The sequence below is a fragment of the Nostoc sp. 106C genome, assembly GCF_002154725.1.
In the GTDB taxonomy this organism is placed as follows: domain Bacteria; phylum Cyanobacteriota; class Cyanobacteriia; order Cyanobacteriales; family Nostocaceae; genus Aulosira.
The window spans coordinates 164155-187466 of the sequence record NZ_MTAW01000089.1 but is presented as its reverse complement, the minus strand read 5'-3'; the positions used below and the strand labels follow the sequence as shown (position 1 = coordinate 187466).

The window sequence follows — 23312 nt, the reverse complement described above, 5'->3', positions numbered from 1 at the left end:
ATTTTGACACTTTTAAAAGTGGGCGATCGCGCTTTAGCGATAATTCTCAAGAACAACAACGTCCAACGCTTCAATGTTTCACTCTATAAGTAAGTAAAATGACGCCAGTTTTGTAAATTTTGCTGTCGATGAGTTCCAGATCAGTCTGCTTAATGGCTTCAGAAAACAATGGAATACCTGAGCCAAAAACTACCGGATTGACCTTGAGGATGATTTCATTAATCAAATTTTCTGTTAAAAGTGTAGTTGCTAAATATGCTCCCCCACAGAGATAAATATCCTTACCTGTTCCTGTTTTCAGTTCTCTTACAAAGTCTATGATATTCTCTGAAACTAGCTCTACATTTGGATCGGGGCTGGTTTCCATAGTGCGTGACAGCACATACTGTTTCATCAAAGGATAGGGATTAGTTACACCAAACTGAAATCCAAACTCGTATGTTTTACGTCCCATCAAGACGATATCATAATCATTCTGGAGCGATTCTAAATAGTCGGTTACATGGTCGCCCTCTGGGATAAATCCTTCGATTGTGTGGTCTTTGTGGGCGATAAAGCCATCTACAGTACAGGCAACATGATACTTGAGTTTACGCATAATAATTCAATTAACGTTCTTTCGTTGAGAACACAAGTTCCTTCGTTGAGAACACAAGTGCTTTGGTTCAGAACACAAGTTCCTTCGTTGAGAACACAAGTGCTTTGGTTCAGAACATAAGTTCCTTCGTTGAGAACACAAGTGCTTTGGTTCAGAACATAAGTTCTTTCATTGAGAACACAAGTTTTTTGGTTCAGAACACAAGTTCTTTCATTGAGAACACAAGTTCCACCAGGCTGAGTTATCCTCAACTAGTATGCCTCTGCGATCGCGCAGCCTAACAGAAGGTTAAACGGCGGATTGTGGGGTTGCGATCGCTTTTATCTTTGTTGTTTCTGTTACTGGTAGTTTTCGCACCACAAAGTAATTCGGGTCTTGGCGCTGCTGAATCAAGGCGGGAATAATTTCCTTATAAGCTTCCCAGCAGCTTGAATATGCAGGCGGAACATCATGCTTGATAACTTCATGCAGTGACGGAAGCGCATGGTATGGCACCATTGGGAACATATGATGCTCGACATGATAATTCATATTCCAATACAAAAAGCGCAATACAGGATTCATGTACACGGTGCGCGAATTCAGACGGTGATCCTGCACGTCTTCGGCTAATCCAGCGTGTTGTGTCATGCCAAAAAATACGTGTAACGAAGCACCGTAGAATGAAGGCAGACCAATAAACATTAGTGGCATCCAACTAGCGATCGCAATTGACCAAGCTATGACGCCCATGAAAATCGCCAGATCAATCCGTGCAGTTAGAATGACGTTGTTGTGTTCGCGTTCGGGAACGTAACTCTTCTCTTCAGCCGACAGCAAACCAAATGAGTGACGCACAATCTGACGCAGTTCCTTCAATCCAGTCTTGAGATTGAGGAGATTCAGCCCTATATTAATGAAGCTTGGCGGACGCGGTGAGGCGATTTCGGGATCGCGACCAACGATCAGGGTATCTGTATGGTGTCGAGAGTGACTCCAGCGCCATAATGTAGACTCACGCAGCACCATAAACGATGCAATTTGATAAACCAAATCGTTGAGCCATTTAGTTTTGAACGCTGTACCATGACTGCACTCATGCCAACGCGAGTCGGCTGCTCCTGCATACAGCCAGCCATAAACTAAAAATGCTGGGATTGCGAACCAAGTACCCCAACTAATATAGGCGATCGCACCAGATGTAATAATGAGTGCGAACCACAACACAGTATCTCGCAGTGCTGGCATATCGCTACGCTTCATCAATTCTTTGAGTTGCTGGCGCGGAACTGGGCTTCTATACCACTGCACGCATGACAGACCTTTCTCAACAGCTTTCACCGATTCCGAACCAACTAAACTGTAATCTCTATGTGTAAACTTGGGTTCCATAAAATTCTTTTTATATATCTATTTGTTTTGACTTTTATCAATTTGTAGCCAGCACAAAACGTGCTTAAAAATTCAAAGCTAAAGTCCTGCCTACGAACGAATATTCCTTCGATCGCTACTTTTAAAGTTGTATTGCTAGCTGAAATAAAGCAAGTTTATGAAATTGATTTGTGAAATGATTTTTCTAACTTTATTTATGCACACGTGTGCATAAACTGTTATTTTTAATCCTTACACATCTGTGCAAAATTATCTATTAAGTTTTTTCACATCTAATTGTACAAATCAAATAGAAGAGCAATGTATCTACATGAAGCTAACAACAAATATTATTGACTTTGTCAATTTGATTATCAGTACTCAGATACTTGATGCTATTAGCCAACTCTTGTAGTTGATTTATCGCTTCTGCACCTTCTAACTTCATGAATTCGTGGTCATCCTTCATTTCTGTCCATGTAATACCGTAATCAGATACTAAAAACCGAATCAGGTGATTTTCTCCCAAGCTAACCATAAATGAACCGCTGTTCATTTGGTCGCCGCAGGTATAACAAGAGGCTGGATAACCCCTTCGATCGAGTACAATTGCCAAGACTTGCAGGTTCATTACCAAGTCTTTGACGAATTCTCGATGTTGTTGCGCTAATCTGAGAAACATTTGTTCCCTCCTTTGATCGCAGTTAGGCGATCGCTTGTATATTATCTTGAGATTGACGTCTAATGTAATTTAGTTGCCAAAATATTCTGTATTCGTAGAGCTGCAATTAATATTTTTTGTTTCCGTTAAATCCCTAAAATTGTTCTAATGTTCTGGACAATTGCCTGAGGAGGCTCTGCAATATCTATATATATGGTTTCTAATGGTTCTTCAAGAGTCTCAAACTGGCTGGTAAGGAGTTGATCGCTCATATAGTGATTCTGACGCTCTTGCAACCGTTTTTGAATCAACTGGTAAGATCCTTTAAGGTAGACTAGCTTAACACGATTGCTATCCACTACCAGAAATTGGCGATAACTGTCTTTTAACGCTGAACACGCTAGCACCACATTTTTATTTTCTTGTAGCCAATGTTTAATAGCTGTTTGTAAATCTTGTAACCAAGGCTTCCTATCAGCCTCACTCAAGGGAATACCTTGCCGCATTTTTTCGACATTCTCCGGCGAGTGGAAAGCATCAGCGTCGCTAAATCCCCAGCCTAACGAATCTGCTAGCAATTTTCCTACGGTGGTTTTGCCAGATCCAGAAACACCCATTACGAGAATAATCATTTGACAAGTGGCTCAATTTTTCTAATAATTGATATTATAATGCACACGTGTGCATAAATAAAGTAAGATAACAAATGAGTAAACGAAAAATCTCAATAGAAGATATTGCTCGAAAAGCAGGAGTTTCTCACACCACGGTTTCACGCGCTTTACGAGATAGTACTCTAATTAGCCCTAAGGTAAGAGAGGAAATTAAGCAGCTGGCGCGGGAGATGGGTTATGTTCCTAATAGTATTGCGCAAAGTTTACAAACTCAACGTACTAATACTATTGGGGTAGTAGTAACTTCAATAGCAGATCCCTTTTTTTCGGAAGTAGTAGAGGGAATAGAACAGATAGCCAGAACATCAGGTTTAAGTGTGTTGTTGAGTACTTCACACCGAGATGTCGATCTGGAAATAGCAGCTATTGATAATTTTCATCGCCGGAGAGTGGACGGTATTCTAGTGGCTGATTCACGCATTAGTAAACAGGATACAAAACAGCTAGGACAAATTGCTGTACCAACAGTATTTATTCATAGCCAAACTCAAGATCCACCGGAAATATTTCACTCAGTGTCAGTAGACGACTGTTTAGGCGCTAGATTAGCCGTAGAACATCTAGTCAGTTTGGGACACACTTCTATAGGATACCTGGGTGTAAGCGATCGCAGCAGGTCAAATCAGCAGCGTTTAGAAGGATATCAAAAAGCTTTGAGTGAAGCAGGTTTACCCCAAAAGGCTTATTGGGTAGCAATTAGTGATGAATATAATGTCAGAACAAGCGATGTTTTTACAGGTCAACAGATGCTACCTAAACTAGTTGCAACTGGAGTGACAGGCATCTTTTGTTACAACGATATGGTAGCGGTAGGTGCTGTTTTAGCCTGTCAAGAACTAGGAATTTCGGTTCCGCAAGACTTAAGCATAGTGGGATTTGATGGTGTTGCTCTGGGAGGTTACCTCACCCCTCCACTCACCACAGTTCGCCAGCCAATGTTAGAAATTGGTCGTTCTGCAATGCAAATGTTACTCGATTTATTACAGGAAAAAACTGTAAAAAACTGCGTTTTATCTCCTTATTTGTTAAAGCGGGGTAGTAGTGCGGTAGTAAACAATCGCCGTAAATGATTTTAATTAAGTAAAAACCACTGTTAATAATAAATCAAATTTTATATACTTAAAAATTTGTGATTCAACATTTTAAAACAGCCTTTTCCGTATCAATTTCACACCTATAACATCCAAAAATATGTCTTATGATAGGTTCAATTGAGAATAATTCATCTCATAAAGTTGTGATTGTTGGTGGTGGCTTTGGCGGATTGTACACTGCACATTCTCTCTCCAAAGCTAATGTTAACGTTACTCTCATTGATAAACGTAACTTTCACCTCTTTCAACCCCTCTTATACCAGGTTGCTACAGGTACGCTATCACCTGCTGATATTTCTTCACCTTTGCGAGCAGTACTTAGTAAAAGCAAAAATACAAAAGTTATGCTGGGTGAAGTTACTGATATCGATCCCCAAGCACAAAAAGCGATCGTAGGCGATCAAGCAATACCCTATGACACATTAATTATTGCCACAGGTGTAAAGCATTCCTATTTTGGTAAAGACCAATGGGAAGAATTTGCCCCTGGTTTAAAAACTGTAGAAGATGCTATCGAAATGCGCCGCCGAATTTTTATGGCATTTGAAGCAGCAGAAAAAGAAACAGATCTAGAAAAACGCCGTGCTTGGTTAACTTTTATCATTGTTGGTGGTGGCCCTACCGGAGTCGAGTTAGCAGGCGCACTTGCAGATTTAGCCTACGAAACCCTCAAACAAGATTTCCGCAATATCGACACATCAGAAACGAAAATCTTACTTCTTGAAGGTATGGATCGCATCCTGCCACCTTACGTACCAGAATTATCACAAGCAGCAGCAGCATCTCTGCGACGATTTGGTGTGGAGGTGCAAACAAAAACTTTGGTAACAAATATTGAAAACGATCTTGTTACCATCAAACAAGAGGATGAGGTGAAAGAGATTGCCTCAAAAACTATATTATGGGCAGCAGGCGTTCAAGCTTCGCCAATAGGGAAAGTATTAGCAGAACGCACAGGTGTAGAATGCGATCGCGTCGGGAGAGTCATTGTTGAACCTGACTTGAGTATTAAAGGCTATCCGAATATTTTTGTAATTGGTGACTTAGCAAATTTTTCACATCAAAATGGTAAGCCTCTACCTGGTGTTGCACCTGTAGCAAAGCAGGAAGGAGAATATGTAGCAGCATTAATTAAACAGCGGCTACACAATAAAACTTTGCCACAATTTTCTTACATCGACCGCGGCAGTTTAGCAATGATTGGCCACAATTCCGCCGTTGTAGATTTAGGTTTTATCAAACTTACAGGTTTTGTTGCATGGCTATTTTGGCTATTGATTCATATCTATTTCTTAATTGAGTTTGACAATAAATTAATCGTGATGCTCCAGTGGGCATCGAACTACGTCACTCGCAAACGGGGAGCCAGATTGATTACAGGTCAAGAATTGCAGCCAAGTGAGTGAGCATCATTAACTAACTTTAACCAGACAAAAAGATGTTAACTAAAACATGGAGTTTATCTCGCGATCGCTGTTTTGCTCCAGAACCATTTCAAAGACAACTAGCCCGTCAATTTTTTGACAGCATTTCCTCTCTACCTCTGGTTTGCCCACACGGTCACGTTGACCCAGCTTTGTTAGCTAATCCAGCAGCCCGTTTTGGTTCGCCGACTGAATTATTGATTATCCCCGATCACTACATTTTCCGGCTGCTCTATAGTCGGGGTATACCTCTGGAATCTCTCGGTATCCCTACTACTGATGGTTCGCCAGTAGAAACCGACCACCGCAAAATCTGGCAGCTTTTCGCCGACCATTTTTACTTATTTCGGGGCACTCCCTCTGGGTTGTGGTTGAAAGACGAACTAACTAACGTCTTTGGAGTGGATGAGCCTTTAACTTCTCGCAATGCTGGACATATCTACGATTACTTGGCAGAACAGTTAGCCTTACCTGAGTTCTCACCGCGTGCGCTATTTAAACGCTTTCACATTGAAGTGCTTTGTACCACCGATGCAGCTAGTGATAACCTTGAACACCATCAATCCTTACACCAAGAAGGTTGGACTCAAATTAGACCTACCTTTCGACCAGATGCAGTAGTTAACCTAGACACTCCAAGTTGGCGCGAAAATCTTGCCAAGTTGGAAAGCACTGTAGATAGAGAAATCAGCAATTACACTACTTTTATCCAGGTTTTAGAAGAACGTCGAGCTTACTTTAAAAAGATGGGTGCGACTGCTACCGACCACAGTGCAGCTACACCTTATACCACACAGCTTTCTGACCAAGAAGCAGAGGCTATCTTTGCTAGAGCATTAATCGGCAAGCTCAATTCATTTGATGCACAGCAATTCACTGGTCATATGTTCGTGGAAATGGCGCGGATGAGTGTGGAAGATGGCTTAGTCATGCAAATGCATTGTGGTGTTACACGCAACCATAACCCTGCAATCTTTGATCGCTTTGGGTCTGATAAAGGTGCTGATATCCCATTGCAACTAGAGTGGACTCAAAATCTACGTCCGTTGTTATCAGCCTACGGTAATCACAAGAATTTTCACCTCATTCTGTTTGGCATGGATGAAAGCACTTACAGCCGGGAATTAGCGCCGCTAGCTGGTCATTATCCTGCTGTATTACTCGGGCCGCCTTGGTGGTTTCACGACAGCGTGAATGGTATGGAGCGCTACTTCGATCGGGTGATGGAAACTGCCGGTCTTTACAATACTGCTGGGTTTAATGATGATACACGGGCTTTTGTTTCTATTCCCGCCCGCCATACTGTTTGGCGACGTGTAGCTTGTAACTGGTTGGCTGGATTGGTAGTGCGTGGGTTAGTAGAAGAAGAGGAAGGCTACGAAATGGCTCAGGCACTGGCTTACGACCTCGCCAAAATTGCTTACAAATTAGATTAATTGTACTCTTGCGTTCTTCTTTGCGCCTTTGCGCCTACTCTTCGAGAAGCCGCTCCGCGTCTATGCGCGAGATAAAGAAAAACGAACCGCAAAGATGCGAAGAACGCGAAGAAAGAGTTTGAGAGAGTTTTTGCGTCAGTCCCAAAGGAACTATCAATGACAGACTTACTGAATAAACCAGATCTAGTTTTACATAAACTTTTTAGCCTCAAAGACCAGGTAGCAGTAGTTACAGGTGGTTCTGGTGTGCTTGGTGGGGCTATGGCACGGGGTCTAGCCTATGCTGGAGCGCGAGTAGCTGTTCTCGGTCGCAATGAAAGACGGGCAGAAGCGGTAGTATCTGATATTACTGCCAACGGTGGAGAAAGTACGGCTGTGCTGGCAGATGTTAGCGATCGCTCTCAATTAGAAATAGCCAGAGACACTATTTTAAACCATTGGGGTCAGATAGATATCCTGATAAACGCCGCTGGTGGCAATATTCCGGCTGCCACAATTACTCCTGATGCGACTTTTTTTGATATGCCACACGCAGCTTTTGCGCAAGTGGTTGATCTAAATCTGGTCGGGACTCTACTACCCAGCCAAGTTTTTGGTCAAGCAATGGTTGAAAGAAATCAACCCCAAGGTTGTATTGTTAATATTTCTTCGATGTCTGCTATCCGTGTCATCAGCCGAGTGGTTGGCTACTCAGCTGCGAAAGCGGCGATCGATAACTTTACTCGTTGGCTAGCTGTAGAACTCGCCCAAAAGTATGGAGCCGGACTGCGAGTTAATGCGATCGCCCCAGGTTTTTTTATTGGGGAGCAAAATCGAGATTTACTGTTAAATCCTGATGGTAGTTTAAGCGATCGCGGACAAAAAATTATTGACCACACCCCCGCTGGACGTTTTGGCGAACCGGAGGAATTACTCAGCACTTTGATTTGGTTGTGCAGTTCTGGTTCTAGTTTTATCAACGGGGTAGTGGTACCTATAGACGGTGGCTTTAGTATCTACAGTGGAGTTTGAGAATGTATTCACTAGCCGTAGATAACGCAGCACTTTCGGATGAACAAGTGTCCGAACTAGTTCATCAAGCTTTAGCAGATCCTCAGTTCAATGGACAGCGCATCCTCGTATTAATTCCCGATGGAACCCGCACTGCTCCCATTCCGCAAATGTTTCGATTGCTCCATCAAGAGTTGAGTAAGAGGGTAGCTGCACTTGATTTTTTAATCGCTCTGGGTACACATAATCCGATGAGTGAATCACAAATTAATCGCTTAGTTGGATTAACTCCAGAAGAGCGAGAGACTACATTTAAAAATGTGCAAATTTTTAACCACCTTTGGCATCTACCAGATACCTTTATTTCTTGTGGCGTAATTTCCGCAGATGAGATAGCAGAAATTAGCGGGGGAATGCTGCATCAAGAAGTTGATGTGCGTGTTAATAAGCTGGTAAATGAATACGATTTAATAATTATTTGCGGCCCAGTTTTTCCCCACGAAGTTGTCGGTTTCTCTGGTGGAAATAAATATTTTTTCCCCGGTATTAGCGGTCAGGAAGTAATTAATCTATCGCACTGGTTAGGTGCTTTAATTACCTGTTACGAAATTATTGGTACACCAGGAATCACGCCAGTTCGCCGCTTAATTAACCGCGCTGCTAGCCTAATTCCTACTCCCAAGTTGTGTCTAGCGATGGTAGTCGCACCAGGAACAAATCAGTTAGCGGGACTTTATATAGATAAACCAGAAGCAGCTTGGGAAGACGCTGCGAAATTATCAGCTAAAGTGCATATTAAATATGTAGATCGGCCTTTTCAACAAGTGCTTTCGGTAATGCCCGAAATGTATGATGACATTTGGACTGCGGCTAAAGGAATGTACAAGCTAGAGCCAGTAGTAGCCGATGGTGGTGAGGTAATTATCTATGCGCCTCACATTACGGAGTTTAGCTATACACACGGTGAAATACTAGCCCAAGTTGGTTATCATGTGCGAGATTACTTTCTTAAACAGTGGGATAAATTTCAAGGTTATCCTGCGGGAGTGCTAGCCCATAGTACCCACTTGAAAGGTATGGGCACTTTTGAGCCTATAAATGGGGAACAAGCACGGATTCGGGTGACTCTAGCGACTGGTATTTCTCCTAAACGCTGTGCTGCTCATAACTTAAGCTATCGTGATCCGGCTACCATTAAACCAGCAGAATGGGCTAACCGGGAGGATGAAGGCATTTTGCTTGTACCAAAAGCAGGTGAAATCCTATACCGTTTAAAGTAAATTTTTAAGAAGGAATTCGACTTTTGAGTTTTGTAGATACAGGTATAAAAATACCTGCTGTGGTGGACGGTGGTATTTGCGAGCTATCTAAGGTTTGCAAACTTTCAAAAGCTGCTTCCCGAACTACGGCTTCCTCTTCCTGAGTGAGTAACAGTTGCAAGCATTCGATAACATTTTGCTGCACCGAAGCATCAACCCGTTTGCGACCGATCAATTTAGTTAGTTGTCGCACAGCAATCAAACGCTTTAAGGGGTCTGATTCGGTTAAGTTGCCCAACAAGCGCTCGAGGTGGTCTTCTTCGCGAATTCCATAAAAATTGACGATTTGGCAGACCAACAAAATTAAAGTTAATACCGTTCCCAAACCTTGGACAATAACACCAGTAGCAATCCAAGGACTGTTGGAGTCAAACCAGATTGCGGCTGCGATGTAAGTGGTAAAAGTGGCAATACCACCAGTACTAACTGCCAAGACTAACCGACGGTTGGGACCGTTGAAAAATCTCTGCATTTTGGACCAGCGTTGTTGCCAGTCCCACTTCTGCATTGAGTAAACTGATAACATTACCCCAACGCCGATGAGCAGTGCCAACAGAAGTTTCCAGTTCCACAACAGCATAGCAACGATAATTGTCAGGAAACCAAGAATGCCTCCTGGCCCAGAGAAACGCTTGAAATTTCGCTGCTTTGAGGCTCCTGTCTTAAGATCTGGAAGCGACCAGTTGGAAAGCTGGTTAATTAATTGCTGCCACGAAGACAAAGCCTGTGTCACGGTGTTTACCTACTAGATTACAAGATTGTTAGTTTATAAGTTTTACTATATATAAGGAAAGGATGAAGCACCCATTTTTTGCTGACATAGCCATTAGCTAAGTTTCCGGCTGGTGACGCACGTAGGCGTAGATCTGCCAGCAATATAAGTCGCCAAAGACTCAGATAAAGACTGAAATTTCATATTTCATCTTTTACCATTACCTCAAGCTGTCATCGAGAATCAATAATACCTTATTCAGAATACTTAGGCTGGGTTAAGGCAGAGTAATTTAGCTAAAAACAAAAACGAAAGTTATCAAGGGTAAATTGACCATCAAAAGCACTGAAGGTCACCGAATGAATATCATTCGCGGCTATAGATAATAGAGTATTGGGGGGTATGGGGGAGTCAGAATTGGCAAGATTTGAGCCTGGTAGTACTGTTTGGGCTACTAGTTTGCGATCGCGATCGTAAGCTGTAAGTACTAGCCGCTGTGAACTTGTGACTAAGGCACTAACCCAGTTAACTGGTTTCAAAAAACTAACTTCTAACAATCCACTCTTAGGCGATCCCATCAACACTGTCAATCCTGAGTGAGTAGGAAAAGCCGGATTTGATGGTTGGATTGCTAGAGAATTATGAAAAATGACACCCCAGCTTTCATACTGGTGCTCTACAGCTTCAAAACATTTCAAATCATCAAAGTTCAAAGAGATACAAGAAGGTGTATTTTCTTGGGTTGTATCAGATGCATCTTTTACATCGTTCACCTGACCTTGCCACTCTGAAGCTATAGCTTGGTTGTGGATATTACAGTCGTCCAACCCAAATCCAGCATCTTCAAACCTTAGTATTTTATCTGTTTTAAGAATAGCCTCCTTGACCATGACACTCCGCCTTAAAATTTCCTATAGAATAATCAATTTAATAATTCCATCAAAAATTATTTTTTCTGTGGGCTGCTAGAGAATTAATCGCTGTTTTTACCCAGCGTTCTGCCTATAACTTTAAGTCTCAAAATTATCCGTAATCTTTCTGATAGATTACCATACAAAACCATGCCAGAATTAATAACCCAGTTATCCAGGCTACCTACTTAAATCCTCATGGGGCGGGAAATACAAGCAACGCCACCTAGTATGTGTAGCAAAAAGATCACAATATCTTCACAGATAATCCAGTAATTTTACATCTACTTAATCTGACGTTGGTGAGAAGTCTAAGAATGATAGATTCACCGATAATAGTGGAGAGTTTAAAGCCTACAGATTATACCAAGCTGCGCCAAGGGGAGCGAGAAGAGAAGAACAGATGAATTTCAATTTCTCCTGTCGATTTCTAGATGCTATTTCTAAACGCAATTTAGTATAAATACTTAGGATTGACTTAAGGATTACCTATGCCAAGCAACCACAACAGTGACTAAAAAATACCTATGTTTCAACCACTAGGATTTGAGCAACGCTCGGTAATTACCTCGCTGGGAAGAATAGTATACTACACGAACACTGGTTCACTTTGGCAGCACGATGTAACCACACAAGGCGAACGAAAAACTTTGGTGTTTCTACACGGATTTGGTGGTGGTTCTTCTGCTTATGAATGGTCTAAAGTTTATCCCGCCTTTGCCAGCGACTATCGCATTATTGCACCAGACTTATTAGGTTGGGGTAGATCTGAGCATCTAGGACGTCATTATAAAATTGACGATTATTTGACAACGATTCAGGAGTTTTTGCAGCAAACCTGTATAGCGCCTGTAACAGTTGTTGCTTCTTCTCTAACCGCAGCGATGACAATTCGCGTAGCGATCGCTCATCCGGATTTATTCAAATCTCTGATTCTCACTACTCCCGCTGGACTTTCTGATTTTGGTGAAGACTACTCTCGCAGCTTTTTTGCTCAGTTAGCCAGTGTTCCGATTGTGGATCGCTTGTTGTACAGCACGGGAGTAGCTACCGATAACGGTATTCGCACCTTCTTAGAGCAACGACAATTTGCCCAACCAAACCGAGTTTACCAAGAAATTGTCGATGCCTATTTGGAATCTGCACAACAGCCGAATGCTGAATACACCGCGCTGTCTTTTGTCCGCGGCGATTTGTGCTTTGATTTATCTTTGTATATTCAGCAATTGACCACTCCCACCGCTATTATTTGGGGACAAAAGTCGCAATTTACTGGGCCAGAAATTGGTCGCCGCCTAGCCGATCTCAATCCCCAAGCGATCAGAGTTTTTCAACATTTAGAAGATGTGGGATTAACACCACAGTTAGAACTACCAGCAGTAACAATTGGCTTAATTCGACAGTTTTTACCTTTGCTGGATTAATCAATTCAATTGTTCGCGATCGCTAGAATGCTCGGCAAAATGTGGGTTTTATGTATTTACAGCGGTCTTCACTTGAGTAGACTACAAGCTTAAAAGCATCAGATGAAGCACGCAAGAGTGTGGTCTCAATCAAGGAAAACTGCTGTAAACCATAATTATCATGGAATTCTTCTATGTTGCCAGTTATTGAAACGATTTTCTTGCGTCAAATGGCTTCAGGCGATCGCCTATCTCTACAAGTCTACAAATTTATCGGTGCTCATCTTGGTAAAAAAGTTTACGTTCAATCTAACTTACACGGCGCGGAAATAGCTGGTAATGCAGTTATTCATCAACTCATTGAGTTTTTCCTATCACTAAATGATACAAATTTAGTTGGAGAAATTTGGTTGATTCCTGTTTGTAATCCGATGGGAGCAAATGAACGTGCTCACCATTTTTCTGCTGGTAGATACTGTGTTTACGAAGCTAAAGATTGGAATCGGATCTTTTGGGACTACGAGAAAGAAGCTGATGATTTAGTAGCTTTTACTAAATCTCAACTTCATATTGATAGAGAGGTCGTCCGACAAAATTATCTAACTACAATTAAACAAAAATTTGCCAAAATTTTAGAAAAAATTAATTCCTCTGCTGGTCTACCTTATACTGAGAAATTTAGCTACCAACTACAATCTCTCAGTTTAGATGCAGACTATTTGATTGACTTACACAGTTCGATCTATCAAGCAATCAACTATCTTTATTACTTCCGAAATCGAGAAGAAAGTGCAAAATACTTCCTCCTTGATTATGGAATTTTACTAAATCCATATGATGGTGACGCTTTTGATGAGGCATTTATCAAACCTTGGTTAGCATTAGAAGCTTGTTTTCAACAGCTTGGTAGAAACATTAGATTTGATGTCGAAGCTTAGACACTCGAACTTGGTGCAGGAATGCAGATGAATCCTGATTCAGTTAGCAAAGGTATTTTAGGTATAAAAAATTATTTAGCACAAAAAAGTGTGTTGCAAATCCCTGGCTTTCCTGTAGCACAAACTACAGATTGTACAATGACTTTTTCAGCTAAAAGTAAAGTCATAAAATATTATGCGATCGCAGGTGGCATGATTCAATCCCGAGTCGATTTGGGTAGTAAAGTCAAGGTTAAAGACAGACTTTATCAAATTCTTAGTTTCAACAAAGAAAGTCAATTACCTCAGGTGATTGATATCTGTGCTGAACATAATGGATTGGTATATGACATTTCGACTAATCAAGCTGTGAATCAAGGCGAATTTGTACTAGGAATTATTCAGTAGTTTCTGCTGACTTCTCTATTATCAGTATTGATAAGTAGGTGGACATAATTAAACATAAAATACCGATTTATGGACGGCAGACAGAAACAGCTTTTTACCTACTGCCTTCTACTTAGCACAATGAAATACAATTACAGCACACCATTCTCGTTAGATCAATACCCTATAAGATAGAAAAATTCCGTGAGTTTGTATACTCCCATCTCTTTTTTTGATATTGGAACACAATATATTTAGTAGTAGATTAAACTTAAGCAGAGGCAATCCCTAAAAAATGCCAGGGTGATCTTATGTTTATTACTTGTCTAAGAAAAAAAACAACTTATCCCAACTATAAAATATGACGGTGGAGCTAAAGGTGACTAGTATTGATAATCACATCTTCTCTTTTTCAGGAGAAGTATCGATTCCCCAGGCTCCTCCTGAATTTAAGTCGGGTTTCATCGGCATTATCGGTCGCCCTAATGTCGGTAAATCTACTTTAATGAATCAATTAGTAGGACAAAAAGTTGCAATTACGTCTCCTGTAGCGCAAACTACACGGAACCGTTTAAGAGGTATTTTAACTACGCCAGAAGCGCAGCTAATTTTTGTTGATACACCAGGAATTCATAAACCTCATCATCAATTGGGAGAGGTACTGGTGCAAAATGCCAAAATAGCCATTGAGTCAGTGGATGTAGTGCTATTTGTGGTAGATGGAACGGTGGCTTGTGGTGCAGGCGATCGCTTTATTGCTGAGTTACTGAGTCGTAGTCAAACGCCAGTGATTTTGGGAGTGAACAAAATCGATCAACAACCCACAGACTCCCAATTGATAGATGACAGTTATACACAGTTAGCTAAGTCACACCAATGGCAAACAGTAAAATTTTCTGCCAAGACTGGTGTGGGATTGCCAGAACTGCAAAAGTTATTAATTGAAGATTTAGAGACCGGACCATTTTACTATCCGCCTGACTTGGTAACTGACCAACCAGAACGCTTTATTATGGGCGAATTAATTCGCGAACAGATTTTACTGTTAACTCGCGAAGAAGTTCCCCATTCGGTTGCGATCGCGATTGACATGGTCGAAGAAACTCCAAGTATTACTCGCGTACTCGCCACCATCAACGTCGAGCGAGATTCCCAAAAAGGAATTCTCATTGGCAAAGGTGGTTCAATGCTCAAAGCCATTGGTAGTGAAGCTCGCGAACAAATTCAAAAGCTGATTTCTGGCAAAGTCTACCTAGAATTGTTCGTCAAAGTCCAGCCAAAATGGCGTCAGTCTCGCGTTAGTTTAGCAGAGTTAGGATATCGCGTAGAAGAATAGTAAACTTGGTCATTGGTCATTAGTCATTGGTCGTTAGTCATTGGTCGTTAGTCATTAGTCATTGACTATCAGATAAACAACAAAGAACAAAAGACAAAGGACAAAAAACAAGTGACTAATGACCCCTAATTGATAACAGATAAATACTAACCAATTGAGAATGTCTCCAGATACTGGCTCCTTCTTAAATCTGCCAACAGATGCGCCGCCGTTGCGGGTATTAATTGTTGAAGACGATCCGATGATGCAACTGGGACTTGAACAATCATTAATGGTTCATCCCCAGTTGGAAATTGTCGGACAAGCGGAAGATGGCTATTTGGGTGTGCAAGCAGCACTCCAACTCAAACCTGATTTGGTAGTGATGGATATCGGGTTACCGCGACTCGATGGAATTGCAGCGACACAGCAAATTAAAGCCGCATTACCAGAAACTCATGTAGTGATGCTGACATCTCACCAAACGGAGACAGAAATTATTGCGGCCTTGTCTAGCGGTGCAGATGCCTATTGTATCAAAGGTGCTAGTGTAGAGCGACTTTTGAGCGCGATCGCTGCCGCAGTTGATGGTGCAACTTATCTCGATCCCCAAATTGCGCGGCGAGTAATTGAAAATCTCCGAACCCCCACAGCCAAGGGAAACACTGCTAATCTTTCGCAGCGTGAGTTAGAAGTATTGAAACTGATGGTAGACGGGTTAAGCAACCCAGAGATTGCCGAAAAACTCTATCTCAGTCCCAATACTGTGAAAACTCACGTACGGGGGATTATGAATAAATTAGCAGTGGATGATCGCGTGCAAGCAGCAGTCGTCGCATTGCGTTCGGGATTAGTTTAAAAGACATTGGGTCGTAAGAGATATGATTGATCTCGAATACGCCGCAAATCTTCTTCTACTTGTAAAGCCGTTCGGCGTCTCGCCTGATTCTCTGATTCTACTTGAATGTCAGGTTGTTTTTGGTTAACTGCAACATCAGATTGCTTGTCAGACTTAGGCTGAATCTCGAACCAGGATTTCAGGCGATCGTAGAATTTTAAGGACAACATTAGTTATTCTCCCTGGAATTCAGCTGCTCTTTTAGGTTACAAGTGGCAGTAGGGAGTAGACTTCATCCACCCGTCTTACCTGATTGGGTGAAATAATATTATTTCTCTAAGTCTCAAAGGCTCATTCACGAGTATCAAAGACTCGTTAATGGAGTTCCAAGCCTCATTCGCGAGTATCAAAGACTCGTTAACGGAGTTCCAAGCCTCATTCACGAGTATTAAAGACTCGTTCGCGAGTATTAAATCTCTTGTATAAGTCGATATTTTGGATATTGAACCACAGATAAACACAGATGAACACCGATATTTGTCTGTGTTTATCGGTGTTCATCTAAGGTTCCTTTTACAAATTATTAATGTTGATGGACTCGCTCAAATAACCACAGTGAAGAGACAGTACCAACGAAATGAGCTGCAATTCCATTGATGTTTGCTACCGCCACAAAGACATCAAGCGCTCGAATAATTTTATAAGGATCGGTGATTGCTACTCCCGGAGGCTGGGAGATAGATTTTGCTACCAACACTCCTACCGTTGAACCAGCACCGAGGAGAGTTAAAAGTATACCTATCAAAGCTGCGATAATTCCTAGCCGAATTGCCTTAACTGTATCTGCTTTACTAGGATGAAGCGCTGGATTCGGATTTCCTAGGCGCTTACCGATGCGAGTGTAACGAAAATCCCAATAGACGCTAAATAATAATACAACTATTCCACACGCAGCCCAAAACATCCCCACCCCAAGACCTGCATTCGGCTGATCGGCAAAGCCTCGTCCAGTAGCAGCAAACAACAAAGCCAAGCCAGAAACCACAGCCAGTCCCAACTGTACCCAGAAGGTAAGCCAGCCTGTGATGCGAATGGTATTAGCGATTCCTTGAATGACTGGTGCTAGCGAGCGCGTTTCTGATTCAGTTTGCATATTACTTTCCATCTGATTAGCTCCTCCCCTAATCATCAAGAATATGTCTATTAGCTTGCCCCATACCCCCATCCTCAGACAGAATCACTACCACTTCCTGGGAAATACAATCGCAACTATATAGTAATTGGGAGCCGCAACAGTGGCATTAATTCCTTATGCCTAAACAGCGTCAAGTCATTAACCAGATTGCTCAACAAACTTTTGGCTATGATTGCTTACGTCCAGGACAGCAAGAAGTCATCAAAGCAATTATTGAAGGCTACGATACCCTAGCTGTTATGCCTACGGGTTCTGGTAAATCTGCAATTTACCAAATTGCTGCCTTACTAATTCCTGGTATCACAATAGTTATTTCTCCCTTACTTGCTCTTCAACATGACCAAGTACAAGCGATTAAAGAACAGAATATAGCAAAAGCGGCTGCAATCAACTCTACGATTAGCAACTCTCAACGCCAAGAAATTTTTACTAACTTAGAAAACCAACAATTAGAATTTCTGTTTCTGTCTCCAGAGCAATTTAATAATGAAGAAGTACTGACACATTTGGTAAATGTCAAACCCTCTCTGTTTGTAGTTGATGAAGCGCACTGTATTAGTGAGTGGGGACATGATTTCCGTCCTGACTACCTACGCCTGGGAGCAGTTATTGCAGCGCTTGATCATCCTCCTGTATTAGCGCTTACCGCCACAGCTTCTCCTGTAGTTCGGGATGAGATTGTCGAACGCTTGGGGATGCGCGAACCACAGATATTTGTGCGTGGTTTTGACCGCCCAAATATTTGGCTGGGTGTTGAAACATTTCACGAGGAAAGCGAAAAGCTGAATGCTTTTCTCAAGCATATTACTGCTGCTAAAAAGCCTGGAATAGTTTATGCAGCTACTCGCAAGCATACAGAGAAACTGTCAGCAATTTTACAGGAAAGATGTATTAAAGCTGCTCATTACCATGCAGGAATGAAGACAGCGCAAAGAGAGCAAGTACAAGCTGCATTCATGGCAGATGAATTAGAAGTAATTGTTGCTACTTGTGCTTTTGGTATGGGTGTGGATAAATCGAATGTGCGCTTTGTTTTTCACTATGACATCAGCGATTCTCTGGACTCTTATTATCAAGAAATTGGGCGTTCTGGAAGAGATGGAGAGAAAGCACAAGCAATTCTGTTTTACTGTCCTAATGATTTGCAAATCCGTCGCTTTTTTGCTGGTGGTGGCAAAATAGATGTTAATGAAGTTTTACAAGTAGCCGAAGCAGTGCAACAGGCTGATGAGCCACTCGATTTAGAAGATTTACAGGAAGTAACAGACCTATCTCAAAGCAAAATTACAAAAGCTGTGAGTCGCTTGGAAGAAGTAGAGGCTGTAGAAATTTTACCAACTGGTGAGGTAACCACCAGTGAAGTCGAAGTTGACCAAACGACCTCAGTCCAAGCAGCCACCCTAGCACAACAGCGACGACAACAATTTATGCGATCGCGTCTGGAAATGATGCAAAATTACGCCCAATTACGCGATTGTCGTCGCGAGTATCTACTGAACTACTTTGGCGAACCTGTAGATAAGAAATGTAAATTTTGCGACAACTGCCAATCGGGAATTACTGTCGAAGAAGCAACTTTTCAACCGTTCCCTGTGAATAGCTATGTAATTCATACCAACTATGGTACTGGGCAGGTAATGCGCTATGAAGCAGATAAAATGGTGGTTTTATTTGAAAAAGTAGGATACAAAACCCTTGCCGTGGAAATAGTACAGGGACTATTAAAGCAAGTAGATTAGCAGCACCGAAGTTGACTCAGAAACACAGCGACACGGAGACGCGGTGAACTGAAATTTTCTTACTCTGAGCGTCTCCGTGTCAATCTTGACAGAGTAGAGAAATATCCCTGACTGATAACGACTTATCGAACCCAAGGATGATGAGAAAACAAGACTAAATTGTCAAGATTAGACTTGAATACTGGATATTTCAGTAGTTGCTAGCGATCGCAAAGGATAAGGCGGCATGATTAGATCGTGGATGGTAATTGGGGGTGTAGCTTTCGTAGTAGCCTTAGCGGCCAATTTTATTACACCAAGCGATCGCAAGTGGTTCGAGCGATTGCAAAGACCCAGATGGCTAACTTTTGAAGCAGCAATTCCCATTATCTGGACGGTAATTTTTATTTGCGGTGCTTGGTCAGCTTATATTGTTTGGGAAAGAAACCCAGAAACCAGTAGCACTTGGTTACTGATGGCTTTATACCTGCTTCTAGAAATTGTGACTATTGCCTACACGCCTGTTATGTTTCGACTCCGCAGCCTGAAAATAGGTACGATTATCGGCGGCACAGGCTTTATTATTGGGCTATTATTGACACTTACAGTTTTAACTACTTCTGGTTGGGCTGCGCTGTTATTAGTTCCTTATTTACTCTGGAGTCCCATCGGTACTTACACTACTTGGCAGATGCTTCACCTCAATCCGCAAGCAGCCTAATATCAATTTTAGATTTTGGATTCCTTACTACCACTTCTTTCAATATACAAGGGTGCGTTATGGACATAAGTCCTAACGCACCGAAAATTTTCGATGCTGCGTTAGCCTACGGCATAACATATCCTTGTATATTGAAGTTATAACAATTCCCTGAATTTGGCTAAACTCAGGGAATTGCCGCTGGGCTTTCTGTTCTAAGAGTTGTAATTATCCATTTTTATGGTTAATTTTAAAGAGAAACTGTCGCCTTTTTTCTTGCTGACGTACTCTTTTTTCTTCGGTGAGGCTATCAAAGCAGTAAGGGCAAGTAATGCCTTCTTCATACTTAGGTGAAGCCTTATCTTCCGCAGAAATTGGGCGACCGCAACCTTGACACATATCATAGTTGCCTTCTTCCAAACCATGACGGACAGCAACTCTTTCATCAAAGACAAAACATTCTCCTTCCCACAGGCTTTCTTTAGCGGGAACTTCTTCTAAATATTTAAGAATACCGCCCTTCAAGTGATAAACTTCTGCAAAGCCTTGAGACAGCATAAAGGATGAGGCTTTTTCACAGCGGATACCGCCAGTACAAAACAGCGCTACCTTTTTGTGTTTATTCGGGTCAAGCTGGTGGCGAACATATTCGGGAAACTCACGGAATGTAGTAGTTTGAGGATTTTCTGCCCTTTTAAAAGTGCCAATATTCACCTCATAATCGTTGCGGGTGTCAATCACAGTTACTTCAGGATCAGAAATCAACTCATTCCATTCTTGGGGACTGACATAAGTCCCAACCTGCTCATTGGGGTCAACTTCAGGCAATCCCAAAGTGACAATTTCTGACTTCAACCGCACCTTCATACGCTCAAACGGTGGAGTGTCAGTATAAGATTCTTTATGTTCTAAGTCTGCCAACCGAGGATCGGAACGCAGAAATTCCAGAACTGAGTCAACAGCCTGGCGAGAACCTGCAATTGTCCCGTTAATCCCTTCTTGTGCTAACAGAATTGTTCCCTTAATACCTTGCTGTTGGCAGTAAGATAACAAAGGCTCTCGCTTCTCGGCAAAATCTGGCAAACTGACGAATTTATAAAGTGTTGCAACAACTAGGCTATTTTCTTGCTTCATTCCTTTGGCAAATGAACCATATTAAGTTACAATAACGACGGTAGCTTAATTACCTACCTTTTTAATTTTATGGGGGTTTAGCTCAGTTGGTAGAGCGCCTGCTTTGCAAGCAGGATGTCAGCGGTTCGAGTCCGCTAACCTCCATTCAGGAATAATTCCTAGTTGCCAGCAAGTTCTATTAGAAAGTTAACTTTACGCCGCTAGAAGTTAGATGAATTGGACTGAGACTTAAGGCTGCCTAAAATTACACCCAATTGTACAGCAAACATCCCAACTACCATACTACCTAGCCAATAGAGTAGAGCTACTGTTGTATTGCCTTTATCTATTTGAGTAAAACTCTCTAATCCGTAAGTAGAAAAAGTGGTATAAGCACCGCAAAAACCAGTTGCGATCGCTAACCGAATTTCCGGTGAAAGGGTTTTAAACTTTTGCTCGTTTAAAGTGTAAAACAAAGCAATAATAAAACAGCCTGTAACATTAATGAAAAACGTGCCATAGTAGGAAAAATCTTTTCCAAAAGTCGCTTTGGTAAATTCAGTGATAAAGTAGCGTCCTAAAGCACCGGGAATCGCACCCAATGCGATAGCCATGACAGTGCGAATCAAAGCATTTTGCATTATTAAAAGTTTCCTCCTAATTAAATAGTTGGATAAAAATTGGTATTTTTGTTTAATTGAATCGCTATTATCCCACAATTAGCTGCGCTAAATAACGACCCACTATAATACCAAATACTGCTAAAATCGCACTGCCTGCCCAGTAAAAAATAGTGGCTCGCTGCTTGCCATTGCGCCACAGTGTTAATGTATCGTATCCGTAGGTTGAGAAGGTTGTATAAGCACCCAAGAATCCAGTTCTTACCAGCAAGTCTATCTCAGGTGGAAATTCTTTAATTCCTTTAAATAAGGTGAAGAAAAAGCCCATTAACAAACAGCCTGTGAAATTGATAATAAAAGTTCCGTAAGGAAAGTTTGTACCTATGGCTCTTTTGCAAAATTCAGTTAAATAATAGCGACTCACAGCACCAGGAATCGCACCGATAGCGATCGCAAGCACACCGAACAGAGTAACATTTTGCATACGGTTATTGTTGCACTTCAAACACTACCGACAGGTTATTTGCTGGCATCTGGTAAATTTCTTTAAATCTCAGGTTATGTATACTCGCTGCTGCTACAACATCTTCTAGTTCACGTACACCCCACTCTGAATTTTGTGCCCGTAAATACTCATCAAAAGCTGCATTACTCGGTGCGGTATGTTTTCCACTTTGTTTGAACGGGCCATATAGATAGAGGATACCACCTGACGGCAGGATACGGCCAGCACCCGCCATTAGCCCCAAACAGGCTGACCAAGGTGAAATGTGAATCATGTTAATGTTGACAATGGCAACAATTAGTGAATCTTTCAAGGCTTCACTCAGCCACTCAGGTAATCTATTTTCCTCCACTGCCCAAACAGGTTGACGAGCATCAAGCTCAAGAGGTGGATAAAGATGATCGCAGGGAAACTGTTTAGCCCAGGCGGTAATGCTGGCTCGCAATTGTGGATTGGGATCAGAAGGTAACCATTTACGAGGACTGAGGCGCGGGGCAAAAAATATTGCATGTTCGCCAGTACCGCTAGCTATTTCCAGAATAGTGCCACTTTTGGGCAGTACTTGTAAAAGCACCTCCAGAATGGATTCCCGATTGCGCTGAGTTGCTGGTGCGTATTGTTGCATATCTTGTGGTGTGTTCATTTAGCTGGTCAGCAAATTATGAATTCTGGCTCCAGTCACAACTCTTGTGGCTAAAGACTTATTCTTTATTCATATTTAACCGCGAGCAGTACGAATCCGAACTGTGTAAATCGGGTTAACATGGCGTTGGAGCCAAATGTGCGAAAGTTCGAGCTTGATGAATGGTTTCTATTACTATCAAACATGGGTACTTATGGCGAGTGCTTGGGCAACCTGTGCAGCATAATGGATTTATTTTTGTTCCTGTTCTGGGAGAACTATACAACGGAATAGCTATAAGGCCATATCGTAGAGAGGAAGAAGCTCCAATGTTTCCTCTTACAGACTATCTAGGAAATCAGGTTCCAAAACTTGTCAAGAGTTGTCGAACTGATTTCACAGAACTAGTTGATGCTGTGTGGGTACGTGCCAGAATTCCAGCTATATTTGGCTTTACACCGTTAAGTTTGCCATTTCCTGACTACAAATACGCATTGATAGAACAAATGTTCGTAGCTTGTGAGCAATGTTCTGTAAATGGTGACTGGCTAGCCTACCCCTTTATTTGTGAAGATTACGACCTGCGTGTTGGGTTAAGGTTTAGTCCAGATCCTTTATTCATTGAAACGTATGAGCGCATTGCTAAAGCATTTTGGGAACTACTTCTGCTTGAGCCTGAGAATGTTCAACCATTTTGTGATGCTTACTTGCACTACGATGAACTTTTTGAAGAAGAATGGTTAATTGTGGTTTTCAAAGATGGTGAGTGCATTGTTGAGCCATCCGAATGCGATTTTTTATTCTAGAAAT

Annotated in this window: 23 protein-coding genes, 1 tRNA gene and 1 pseudogene; 13 read left to right on the top strand and 12 right to left on the bottom strand. The window is 41.8% G+C overall.

Features of this window, described 5'->3' with window-relative positions:
• Window positions 1–70: 70 nt before the first annotated feature.
• From BV375_RS10840 to BV375_RS10825, 4 genes are all read right to left on the bottom strand, one after another.
• A complete protein-coding gene (locus BV375_RS10840; RefSeq protein ID WP_086760240.1) occupies window positions 71–598 on the bottom strand; it encodes a dihydrofolate reductase family protein in 528 nt (175 codons plus the stop codon).
• 288 nt (window positions 599–886) lie between these two features.
• Window positions 887–1969, bottom strand: coding sequence for a fatty acid desaturase family protein (locus BV375_RS10835; protein WP_086760238.1), 1083 nt, complete (start codon window positions 1967–1969; stop codon window positions 887–889).
• Window positions 1970–2285: 316 nt separating this feature from the next.
• Window positions 2286–2630: a DUF1815 family protein gene (locus BV375_RS10830; protein WP_086760236.1), complete on the bottom strand. Its 345-nt coding sequence runs from the start codon at window positions 2628–2630 to the stop codon at window positions 2286–2288.
• A 125-nt stretch (window positions 2631–2755) separates the two neighbouring features.
• A complete protein-coding gene (locus tag BV375_RS10825; protein WP_208099097.1) occupies window positions 2756–3241 on the bottom strand; it encodes a gluconokinase in 486 nt (161 codons plus the stop codon).
• Window positions 3242–3315: 74 nt separating this feature from the next.
• Here BV375_RS10825 and BV375_RS10820 point away from each other — a divergent pair, with 74 nt between their 5' ends.
• The 5 genes from BV375_RS10820 (at window position 3316) to BV375_RS10800 (ending at window position 9507) form a co-directional block, all read left to right on the top strand.
• Window positions 3316–4353, top strand: coding sequence for a LacI family DNA-binding transcriptional regulator (locus BV375_RS10820; protein WP_086760232.1), 1038 nt, complete (start codon window positions 3316–3318; stop codon window positions 4351–4353).
• A gap of 128 nt (window positions 4354–4481) precedes the next feature.
• Window positions 4482–5783 carry an NAD(P)/FAD-dependent oxidoreductase gene (locus BV375_RS10815; protein WP_086760230.1) on the top strand — a complete coding sequence of 434 codons (1302 nt, stop codon included), beginning with the start codon at window positions 4482–4484 and terminating at the stop codon, window positions 5781–5783.
• A 32-nt stretch (window positions 5784–5815) separates the two neighbouring features.
• Window positions 5816–7237, top strand: a complete 1422-nt coding sequence (uxaC, locus tag BV375_RS10810; protein WP_086760228.1) for a glucuronate isomerase — start codon at window positions 5816–5818, stop codon at window positions 7235–7237.
• Window positions 7238–7393: 156 nt separating this feature from the next.
• Window positions 7394–8248, top strand: a complete 855-nt coding sequence (locus tag BV375_RS10805) for an SDR family oxidoreductase (RefSeq protein ID WP_086760226.1) — start codon at window positions 7394–7396, stop codon at window positions 8246–8248.
• Between the two features lie 2 nt (window positions 8249–8250).
• Window positions 8251–9507 carry a lactate racemase domain-containing protein gene (locus tag BV375_RS10800; protein WP_086760224.1) on the top strand — a complete coding sequence of 419 codons (1257 nt, stop codon included), beginning with the start codon at window positions 8251–8253 and terminating at the stop codon, window positions 9505–9507.
• A 4-nt stretch (window positions 9508–9511) separates the two neighbouring features.
• On the opposite strand, the gene BV375_RS10795 is transcribed toward BV375_RS10800, so the two are convergent.
• Window positions 9512–10279, bottom strand: coding sequence for an armadillo-type fold-containing protein (locus BV375_RS10795; protein WP_086760222.1), 768 nt, complete (start codon window positions 10277–10279; stop codon window positions 9512–9514).
• Between the two features lie 275 nt (window positions 10280–10554).
• Window positions 10555–11148 (bottom strand): hypothetical protein, encoded by a 594-nt coding sequence (locus tag BV375_RS10790; protein ID WP_086760220.1) that lies wholly within the window; start codon window positions 11146–11148, stop codon window positions 10555–10557.
• Between the two features lie 548 nt (window positions 11149–11696).
• Between BV375_RS10790 and BV375_RS10785 the strand changes: the two genes are divergently transcribed.
• The 4 genes and pseudogenes from BV375_RS10785 (at window position 11697) to BV375_RS10770 (ending at window position 16050) form a co-directional block, all read left to right on the top strand.
• Window positions 11697–12593, top strand: coding sequence for an alpha/beta hydrolase (locus BV375_RS10785; RefSeq protein ID WP_086760218.1), 897 nt, complete (start codon window positions 11697–11699; stop codon window positions 12591–12593).
• Window positions 12594–12766: 173 nt separating this feature from the next.
• Window positions 12767–13897: pseudogene (locus tag BV375_RS10780) on the top strand (succinylglutamate desuccinylase/aspartoacylase family protein).
• Between the two features lie 340 nt (window positions 13898–14237).
• Complete coding sequence (era, locus tag BV375_RS10775) at window positions 14238–15212, top strand: GTPase Era (RefSeq protein WP_086760216.1); 975 nt, start codon at window positions 14238–14240, stop codon at window positions 15210–15212.
• Between the two features lie 160 nt (window positions 15213–15372).
• Window positions 15373–16050, top strand: coding sequence for a response regulator transcription factor (locus tag BV375_RS10770; RefSeq protein ID WP_086760213.1), 678 nt, complete (start codon window positions 15373–15375; stop codon window positions 16048–16050).
• On the opposite strand, the gene BV375_RS10765 is transcribed toward BV375_RS10770, so the two are convergent.
• The gene (locus BV375_RS10765; RefSeq protein ID WP_086760211.1) at window positions 16047–16259 is read right to left on the bottom strand and encodes a hypothetical protein; all 213 of its coding nucleotides are present in this window, start codon (window positions 16257–16259) and stop codon (window positions 16047–16049) included. The genes BV375_RS10770 and BV375_RS10765 overlap by 4 nt on opposite strands.
• 353 nt (window positions 16260–16612) lie before the next feature.
• Window positions 16613–17182, bottom strand: coding sequence for a DUF3611 family protein (locus BV375_RS10760; protein WP_086760332.1), 570 nt, complete (start codon window positions 17180–17182; stop codon window positions 16613–16615).
• A 158-nt stretch (window positions 17183–17340) separates the two neighbouring features.
• Here BV375_RS10760 and BV375_RS10755 point away from each other — a divergent pair, with 158 nt between their 5' ends.
• Window positions 17341–18963, top strand: a complete 1623-nt coding sequence (locus BV375_RS10755) for an ATP-dependent DNA helicase RecQ (protein ID WP_086760210.1) — start codon at window positions 17341–17343, stop codon at window positions 18961–18963.
• Window positions 18964–19189: 226 nt separating this feature from the next.
• Window positions 19190–19663 (top strand): TspO/MBR family protein, encoded by a 474-nt coding sequence (locus BV375_RS10750; RefSeq protein WP_086760208.1) that lies wholly within the window; start codon window positions 19190–19192, stop codon window positions 19661–19663.
• Window positions 19664–19870: 207 nt separating this feature from the next.
• Here the strand turns inward: BV375_RS10750 and BV375_RS10745 are convergent, their stop codons facing one another.
• Window positions 19871–20776 (bottom strand): rhodanese-related sulfurtransferase, encoded by a 906-nt coding sequence (locus BV375_RS10745; protein ID WP_086760206.1) that lies wholly within the window; start codon window positions 20774–20776, stop codon window positions 19871–19873.
• 71 nt (window positions 20777–20847) lie between these two features.
• Here BV375_RS10745 and BV375_RS10740 point away from each other — a divergent pair.
• Window positions 20848–20920: transfer RNA gene (locus BV375_RS10740), tRNA-Ala, on the top strand.
• A gap of 56 nt (window positions 20921–20976) precedes the next feature.
• On the opposite strand, the gene crcB (BV375_RS10735) is transcribed toward BV375_RS10740, so the two are convergent.
• From crcB (BV375_RS10735) to BV375_RS10725, 3 genes are all read right to left on the bottom strand, one after another.
• Entirely contained in the window at window positions 20977–21396 is a 420-nt protein-coding gene (gene crcB / locus BV375_RS10735) for a fluoride efflux transporter CrcB (RefSeq protein WP_086760204.1), read from the bottom strand.
• A 67-nt stretch (window positions 21397–21463) separates the two neighbouring features.
• Complete coding sequence (crcB, locus tag BV375_RS10730) at window positions 21464–21859, bottom strand: fluoride efflux transporter CrcB (RefSeq protein WP_086760202.1); 396 nt, start codon at window positions 21857–21859, stop codon at window positions 21464–21466.
• 4 nt (window positions 21860–21863) lie between these two features.
• On the bottom strand, window positions 21864–22523 hold the full coding sequence (locus BV375_RS10725) for a DUF938 domain-containing protein (RefSeq protein WP_086760200.1): 660 nt from the start codon (window positions 22521–22523) through the stop codon (window positions 21864–21866).
• 161 nt (window positions 22524–22684) lie between these two features.
• Here BV375_RS10725 and BV375_RS10720 point away from each other — a divergent pair, with 161 nt between their 5' ends.
• Window positions 22685–23308: a hypothetical protein gene (locus BV375_RS10720; RefSeq protein WP_086760198.1), complete on the top strand. Its 624-nt coding sequence runs from the start codon at window positions 22685–22687 to the stop codon at window positions 23306–23308.
• The last annotated feature ends 4 nt before the right edge of the window (window positions 23309–23312 follow it).